This window comes from Methylobacterium sp. B1 (assembly GCF_000333255.1).
GTDB lineage: Bacteria > Pseudomonadota > Alphaproteobacteria > Rhizobiales > Beijerinckiaceae > Methylobacterium > Methylobacterium fujisawaense.
Window position 1 is genome coordinate 1 of sequence record NZ_BACT01000691.1, and the last position, 6,765, is coordinate 6,765.

Here is a 6,765-nt window from a genome sequence, read left to right on the forward strand (position 1 = left end):
CGCCGCCGCCCTCGTACTTCGGCTTCTCCGACACGGTGGTCAGCTACCGCTTCCAGGGCCCGTCGGCGGAGCCCGGGCTCTTCGTGCGGCGTCCCGACGGCACGGCGCAGGGTGGGTTCGCCCCGCGCGAGCTGCCGAAGAACGTCGTCAACGTGTTTCACGCCGACTCATGGGCTTACGGCACCAACCTCATCTCCCTCGACATCCTCACATCCGGCTCCCAGGATCCTGCGGGCGACAAGCGGCGCCCGTTCAAGGATTACGGCGCGACCGAAATCTACCTGATCTATCGCGGCGTCCTGAGCTTCAACAAGATCTTCGATACCGAGACCTTCGCGATTCCGGGCTTCGTCAAGGATGTCGGCCTGTCGTTCGGGGCCGACATCAACACCAAGGACACGTATTTCGACGCTGAGAAGCGGGCCGGCACCTTCGGCCTCAGCTTCGCCTTCGACGTGCCGGCCGGGTTCGTGAACCTGAAGGTCCAGGGCTACAAGGACTTCTCCCGCAACGGCTTTGCGGGGAACGGGCCCACGCCGGGCATCCTCGGGAATGGCGCCGTGCCGGGCTTCGATTACTCGCACTTCCGCAGTGTCGAGTTCAAGTTGACCCCGGAATTCGAGATCACCTACACGATCCCGCTGCCGTTCACCGGGCTGCCGCTGTCCCTGGCCGGCTTCAACACGATCATCCTGCCCAAGGGGCGCTACGGCACGATCAACCAGAACGACACGCAATTGGAGTTCGCCTCACAGACGAACCTTGTCCTGGATGTCGGGCAGTTGCTCGCCGGGACCCCCAACCGGGTCGAGGTCTTCGCCGGGTTCCAGTATTGGCGCAACAAGTTCGGCGCCGACCCGCGGCGCACCATCAACACCGAGGAAAAGGCGCTGATCGCGGGGGTCGCCTACCACCTGAAGTGACGGCGACGCGCGTCCCCGCTCGCGGTGCGGGGGACGGCGCCGACGTCGTGGGGCCGGCGTCCCGGAAGGCCGCGCCGCCGGGACCGGCCCCGCGCCCTCAGGCGCGCACCAGCTTGGACACGACGGCCAGCAGCTGCTCGGGCTTGAACGGCTTGGTGATCCAGCCGGTCGCCCCGGCCGCCTTCGCCTGCTGCTTGATGCCCTCGTCCGATTCCGTGCTCAGGAAGAGGATCGGAACGCCCGTGCAGGCGGGCAACGTCCGCAATTGCTTGATCATCTCCAGCCCGTTCATCACCGGCATGTTGAGATCCGTGATGACGAGGTTGACGCTGGCGCTCTTGGCTTTCGCCAAGCCTTCGGCGCCATCGCCGGCCTCGATCACCGTGTGGCCGGCCGGGCCGAGGACGACCTTGATCATCTGCCGGATGCTGGGCGAGTCGTCGACGGCGAGGACAGTGGCCATGACAAGGATTCCGTTCTTGTGCCTGAAGCGTGGGCCTAGCGGAGTGCCCGGCCGGGGAGGGCGATCGCAGCGCGTTGGAACGCGCCGCTGACCGCCGGCGGCACATTGGCCAGCGCGATCTCCGTGGCTTGACGCTGTGCCGCCTTGTCCGCCGCGAGCACGATCTGGACGAAGGTGATGTCCGCGCGCTCGACCGCCGCGCAGTCCAGGGTGAGGCGCGTCGCGCCGGCGAGGGCCGCCGCCAAAGCGCCCTGCAGCGACCGGACCGTCCGGATGGTGCAGTCGGATTCGAGCGTGAGGACGGAAGCCTCGGACATGCGGGTTCAGGCCCTCGACGACAGGATTGGGCGCCGCTGCGCCTCTCCGGCGGAGACAACACCGCGGCGGGTAAATTCTTTCTGACCGACGGCAGACCAATCCACCGCTGTTGCCGCCGCCGCCGGACGCAGCACAGCTGGAATTCGATTCATCATGGAACGGAATTCAAGCGTCAATACAGAAATCTGTTGTCTCGCTCTTGCGCTTCATTGCCGGTGATAACGCTTTCTTTAACGGCGATCCTTACCGTCGGGCCGACGCCGTCCATCGGTTTGCGGCTTGACCGGCGCGCGACGGTCGACGCCGAGAGATCCGACATCTGATGTCCTTCCAAGCTGCCCACGACATTCTCAGGCAGGTCCCGGCCCGCTTCCGGCGGGCCGACGGACGGCGCGGATCCGGCGCAGTGCCCGGCGCGGTGTCCGGCTCCGCGCTCGCGCCGCCGGATCGTCCCGAGACGGTGGCATCCCCCGCCGCCGATACGTCGCCGGCGCCGCAGATCGAGATCCCGGCCGACCCGGCGGCCGCCACGCGGTCGGCCGATCTGCTCCAGGCCTGGCTCAGCCTCTCGGCGCAGCAGCGGGGGCTCCTGGACGCCCTCATCGCCGAGCTCGGGATCGTCTCCGCGGATGTGGAGGCGAATGTCCACGGCCTGTCCAACCGCTTTCAGAACATCGCGGCCTCGACCTGCGAGCAGTCGGAGATCGTGCGCGGCCTCGTCGCCTCGGTTCAGACCGTACGGATCGACGACAAGACCCTGGACCTCGGAGATGTCGCCGCCGGCCTCGGCGAGACGCTCGCCGCGCTGATCGCGCGGATCACGCTGATGTCCTCCCGCGGGACGACCCTCGCGCAGGGGCTGGCGGGGGCCCTCGACGGCCTGTCGTCGGTCGAGGGCAGCGTGGCGGAGATCGAGAAGATCAACCGCCAGACCAACCTGCTTGCCCTGAACGCCAAGATCGAGGCCGCCCGGGCCGGCAGCAGCGGCGCGGCCTTCGCCGTGGTCGCCGACGAGGTGCGCGGCCTCGCCACGACCATCAACGCCCTGTCGGACGTGATCAAGCAGCAGATCGGCACCATGGCGGCCGACCTGCGCAGCAGCCACGCCCTGTTGGGCGACATCGCGGCGATCGACATTTCCGAGGAGAGCCGCACCGCCGAGTTGCGCGTCCGCATGGTGATGCGGGCCCTCGTCGAGCAGAACGCCCAGGTCGCCGGCGTCCTGCGCCAGACCGCCGAGACGACGCAGGCCATCACCGAGGACGTGTCGGCGGCGATCGTGGCGATGCAGTTCCAGGACCGGGCCAAGCAGCGCATCGAGAACGTCGAAGGCCTGCTGCGCGCGGCCGGTGCGGAACTCGGCCGTCTCTCCGGAGCGAGCGCGGGCGACGGCGCGGTGCCGGATTCCGGCGCCGACCCGGCCTGGATCGAGGTGGCGATCGCGCGCTGCACCCTCGGCGAGGTCCGGGCGCGCCTGACGGAGCGACTGCTCGGGGTCGCCCCGGCCGCGCAGCGCCCGGCCGCCGACGATCTGGACGGCATCGACCTGTTCTGAACCCGAGCGCGCCGCCAGGCGCGGTCCGCGGGCAATCCGGTCCGGCCCGGTCGGCGGTTGCGCCGCGGCCGGGGCTTCGGCGCCGGATCTGCCGCGACCGGCCCCACGTCTCATCCCCGTCTCTCCGCCGGCCGCACCCAGCAGGGCCGCGGCCCCCATCCGCATGGGATGCACGACGAGAGCCCGTGCCGGACCGACCGGCGCAGGATGCCGGACACGGCGATCCTGTGATCCACGGCTCACGCGATCTCAGTATCCGATAATCAAATACCTTGGGCGATGGGCGGATATACTGTCCGTCAGGCATCGAAACCTCGGCGTTAACCGAAAATTTTTAGTCGGATTATATACAACCGGCGAAATCGAGCGGCGGATGATCGTCGTTTCGCGTCGCCGTGAGGGTGCGGCGCGACTCGGCAATCCAGCCGAACGCTTGAGTTCAAAGACATTCGCCCGGTGACAAAGTCGAAGTCTTCGCGTTCGCTCGAAGCCGGGCGGTTCATTCTGCATCTGTGTCTAGCGTGAGCGGGTCCGACCGTCCCATGACTGCTCTCGATCCCGCCGACGTCTTCCGGGCCGAAGCCGCCGAGCTTCTGGCCTGCCTGGAGACGACCCTGCTCGACCTCGGCGACAGGCCCGAGGATCGCGCCCTGATCGACACCGCCTTCCGCGCCCTGCACACCATCAAGGGCTCGGGCGCCATGTTCGGCTTCGAGCAGGTCGCCGCCTTCACCCACGACTTCGAGACCGCCTTCGACCGCGTCCGTCGCGGCGAGGTTCCGGTCGGCCACGACCTCGTCAACGTCTCTCTCTCGGCCAAGGACTATATCCGCGGCCTCATCGAGGAGCCCGAGGCCAGCGCGCCCATCATCGGCGAGGCCATCCTGGCCGAACTCGAGCAGCTCCTCGGCACCACCGGCCGCCCCGCCGCCGCGCCGTTGGCCCCCCATCCGGAGCCGGTCGCCGATCCCATCCCGATGGTGGAGGGCGGCTGGCAGATCGGCATCGCCTTCGCGCCCGACGTGCTGCGCAACGGTACCAATCCCCTGGCGCTCCTCGACGAACTGCGCGACCTCGGCGCCTGCACGATCGTGCCGCGCCTCGACGCGCTGCCCGAACTGCCGGGCCTCGATCCCGAGAGCCTCGCCATCGGCTGGGACGTCACGCTGCGCGCGGCCGTGACCCGCGAGGCGATCGAGGATGTCTTCCTGTTCGTGCGGGACGAGATGACCCTGACCCTGGTCCCGGTCTCGCCGGCGCAGCCGGACGCCGCACCCGAACCGGTCGAGGCCGCGCCCGGGCCGTTTGCGCCGCCGACCGTCACGGCTCCGGCGGCGGGTCTCGCCGCCATCGCCTCCGTCGAAGCCCCACCCGTCGCGCCGCCGGCGATCGCGCCCGCGGCCCCGACCGCTGAGCGGAGCCCGGCGCGGCGGGCCGAGGAGCGGCCGGCCAGCAGCGTGCGGGTCGAGGCGGAGCGGCTTGACGAGCTGATGGACCGGGTCGGCGAACTGGTCATCGCCCAGGCCCGGCTGAGCCAGCTCGCCGGCCTGAGCGCCGATCCCGGCCTCAAGGGCATCGCGGAGGAGATCGAGCGCCTGTCGGCGCGGCTGCGCGACACCACGATGAGCATCCGCATGGTCGCCATCGGCGCGCTGTTCGGCCGTTTCCGCCGCCTGATCCACGATCTCTCGCGCGATCTCGGCAAGCCGGTGGAGTTCGTCACCGGCGGCGAGGACACCGAACTCGACAAGACCGTGATCGAGCGGCTGGCCGACCCGCTCGTCCACCTGATCCGCAACGCCATCGACCACGGCATCGAGGCGCCCGGGCGCCGGGCCGCCGCCGCCAAGGCCGCGACCGGGCGTATCACGCTGACCGCCGAGCATGTCGGCGCCCAGGTGCTGGTGAGCGTGCGCGACGACGGCGCCGGGCTCGACGCGGCACGCATCCGCGCCAAGGCCGAGGAGAAGGGCCTGTGCGCGCCCGGCGCGGTGCTCACCGACCAGCAGGTCTACCAGTTCCTGTTCGCGCCGGGCTTCTCGACCGCCCAGGAGATCTCGGCCCTGTCGGGGCGCGGGGTCGGCATGGACGTCGTCAAGAAGACGATCGAGAGCCTGCGCGGCACGATCGACATCGCGACCGAGCCGGGGGGCGGCACGACGGTCGCCCTGCGCCTGCCGCTGACGCTGGCGATCATCGAGGGATTGCTGATCCGGGTGGGGGAGGGGCGCTACGTCATCCCCCTGGCGGCGGTGGAGGAATGCGTCGAGCTGCCCGCCGGCGAGCGCGGCGGGCGCGGGCGGGACTTCCTGAACATCCGGGGCGCGCTGGTGCCGTTCCTGCGGCTGCGCAGCCTGTTCGGGGCCGCGGGCGAGCCGGAGCTGCACCAGAAGGTGATCATCGTCGCGGCGGGCGAGGCCCGGGTCGGGCTGGTGGCGGACCAGATCATCGGCAACCACCAGACGGTGATCAAGTCGCTGTCGAAGCTGCACGCGGACGTGGCGACGTTCTCGGGGGCGACGATCCTGGGCGACGGCACGGCGGCGCTGATCATCGATGTCGGCCGGCTCGTGAGCGGCGGCGGCGCCGAGGGCGCGCGCGTGTATCAGGAGGTGGCGTGATGAGCGGCGGCGTGACGAGCGGTTCTCTCGGAACCGGACCGCAGGCGGGGTCGCGGGGCGGCCAGCAGGTGGTGATGTTCCGGATCGGCACGGAGAGCTTCGCGTTGGATGCCGGGATGGTGCGCGAGATCATCGATCCGATCCCGGCGACGCGGGTGGCGGGGGCGCGGCCGCATATCGACCGGATCGTGAACGTGCGCGGCAACGTCATCCCCCTGGCCGACATCCGCGAGCGGTTCGGGATGCCGGCGGCGGCGGACAGCCCGGACACGCGCTTCCTGGTGCTGGAGGTTGCGGTGGGGGGCGATCCGGTGGTGGTCGCGCTGGTGGCCGACAAGGTGTTCGCGGTGACGGAGATCGATCCGGCGAGCTGCCAGGCGGTGCCGCCGGTCGGCACGACGTGGCGCCCTGAATACATCCGGTCGATCGTCAAGGCGAGGGATGAATTCATCATCGTCCCCGAACTCGAGCAGATCCTCAACTGAAATCTTGTGGCTGTCCTGTCCAAGTGTTGCGTGCGTGGGGTGAGTACGATGCGTTTCTCGATCAAGGCCAAGCTCGCAGGCGGCTTCGGCGCCGTCCTGCTCCTGACCGCCGCGGCCGGCGGCGTCGGCTATCAGAAGTTGATGTCTTCCGAGGAGTCGATGAAGTTCGTCATCAGCCGCGCCGAGCTGCAGGCCCTCGTGCTGGACGCGAAGGGCCACGCGATCAATGGCGTCAGCAACGTGCGGGCGGCGGTGATCAGCACCGATGACGCCCAGATGACGGAGTTCAGCAAGCGCGCTGCGGACAACCGCAACGACGCCCGTGGCGGCTTGGCCAGGCCAAGGGCTACATCGTCGCGGATGAGGGCAAGCGGCTGCTGGATGACCTGTCCGACAAGTA

General features: G+C 69.4%; 8 protein-coding genes. 5 read left to right on the forward strand and 3 right to left on the reverse strand.

The features are described 5' to 3' along the window. The coding region (locus tag I53_RS20400) for a hypothetical protein (protein WP_043354078.1) at positions 1–923 on the forward strand (923 nt) is incomplete at its 5' end. Positions 924–1,020: 97 nt separating this feature from the next. On the opposite strand, the gene I53_RS20405 is transcribed toward I53_RS20400, so the two are convergent. From I53_RS20405 to I53_RS34130, 3 genes are all read right to left on the reverse strand, one after another. Continuing rightward, complete coding sequence (locus I53_RS20405) at positions 1,021–1,386, reverse strand: response regulator (RefSeq protein WP_043354080.1); 366 nt, start codon at positions 1,384–1,386, stop codon at positions 1,021–1,023. Positions 1,387–1,421: 35 nt separating this feature from the next. Then, on the reverse strand, positions 1,422–1,703 hold the full coding sequence (locus I53_RS20410) for an STAS domain-containing protein (RefSeq protein WP_043354082.1): 282 nt from the start codon (positions 1,701–1,703) through the stop codon (positions 1,422–1,424). A 173-nt stretch (positions 1,704–1,876) separates the two neighbouring features. Beyond that, positions 1,877–2,023 (reverse strand): hypothetical protein, encoded by a 147-nt coding sequence (locus tag I53_RS34130; protein ID WP_158498479.1) that lies wholly within the window; start codon positions 2,021–2,023, stop codon positions 1,877–1,879. A gap of 3 nt (positions 2,024–2,026) precedes the next feature. Between I53_RS34130 and I53_RS35785 the strand changes: the two genes are divergently transcribed. The 4 genes from I53_RS35785 to I53_RS20430 form a co-directional block, all read left to right on the forward strand. Then, positions 2,027–3,259, forward strand: coding sequence for a methyl-accepting chemotaxis protein (locus I53_RS35785; RefSeq protein ID WP_043354084.1), 1,233 nt, complete (start codon positions 2,027–2,029; stop codon positions 3,257–3,259). A gap of 542 nt (positions 3,260–3,801) precedes the next feature. Continuing rightward, positions 3,802–5,880, forward strand: coding sequence for a chemotaxis protein CheA (locus I53_RS20420; protein ID WP_043354087.1), 2,079 nt, complete (start codon positions 3,802–3,804; stop codon positions 5,878–5,880). Then, positions 5,880–6,365, forward strand: coding sequence for a chemotaxis protein CheW (locus I53_RS20425; protein ID WP_043354088.1), 486 nt, complete (start codon positions 5,880–5,882; stop codon positions 6,363–6,365). The genes I53_RS20420 and I53_RS20425 overlap by 1 nt, the downstream gene beginning before the upstream one ends. A 6-nt stretch (positions 6,366–6,371) precedes the next feature. Further along, the coding region (locus I53_RS20430) for an MCP four helix bundle domain-containing protein (protein ID WP_251982387.1) at positions 6,372–6,765 on the forward strand (394 nt) is incomplete at its 3' end.